This is a genomic window from Serratia sp. ME47 (assembly GCF_903970925.1).
Taxonomy (GTDB): domain Bacteria; phylum Pseudomonadota; class Gammaproteobacteria; order Enterobacterales; family Enterobacteriaceae; genus Serratia; species Serratia ureilytica.
Genome location: NZ_CAJCKE010000063.1, coordinates 1 through 1,004, shown reverse-complemented (window position 1 = coordinate 1,004; position 1,004 = coordinate 1). Strand labels below are relative to the sequence as shown.

The following is a 1,004-nucleotide window of genomic DNA, read 5'->3' as shown; positions in this document are numbered from 1 at the left end:
TCCATCGCGATTGGGTGAATCAGGGTTACAACCATGTTCACGTTGTCGCCTGGCATTACCATCTCTACGCCTTCTGGCAGTTCGATGGTACCGGTCACGTCAGTAGTACGGAAGTAGAACTGTGGACGGTAGCCTTTGAAGAATGGCGTGTGACGACCACCTTCATCTTTGCTCAGGATGTACACTTCAGATTCGAACTGGGTGTGCGGCTTGATGGAGCCTGGTTTAGCCAGTACCTGACCACGTTCGATTTCTTCACGTTTGATACCACGCAGCAGAACACCTACGTTCTCACCAGCACGGCCTTCGTCCAGCAGTTTGCGGAACATTTCAACGCCAGTACAGGTAGACTTAACGGTGTCTTTGATACCAACGATTTCAACTTCTTCGCCAACTTTGATGATACCGCGCTCAACACGACCGGTAACAACGGTACCACGACCGGAGATGGAGAATACGTCTTCGATTGGCAGCAGGAACGGCTTGTCGATAGCGCGCTCTGGCTCTGGGATGTAGCTGTCCAGGGCTTCGGCCAGTTCGATGATTTTCGCTTCCCACTCAGCTTCGCCTTCCAGCGCTTTCAGCGCGGAACCGCGGATCACTGGCAGGTCGTCGCCTGGGAAGTCGTACGCGGACAGCAGTTCGCGAACTTCCATTTCTACCAGTTCCAGCAGCTCTTCATCATCAACCATGTCGCATTTGTTCATGAATACGATGATGAAAGGAACGCCAACCTGACGACCCAGCAGGATGTGCTCACGGGTCTGAGGCATTGGGCCGTCAGTCGCAGCAACTACCAGGATCGCGCCGTCCATCTGAGCAGCACCGGTGATCATGTTTTTCACGTAGTCGGCGTGCCCTGGGCAGTCAACGTGCGCGTAGTGACGAGTCGGGGTGTCATACTCAACGTGAGAGGTGTTGATGGTGATACCACGAGCTTTTTCTTCTGGCGCGTTATCGATCTGGTCGAAAGCACGTGCAGAACCGCCGTAGGTTTTAGCCAG

Annotated in this window: 1 protein-coding gene; it reads right to left on the bottom strand. The window is 53.9% G+C overall.

What is annotated here, in order from left to right; translation table 11 throughout:
- The coding region (gene tuf / locus H7A77_RS25420; protein ID WP_130054983.1) for an elongation factor Tu at positions 1 to 1,004 on the bottom strand (1,004 nt) is incomplete at both ends.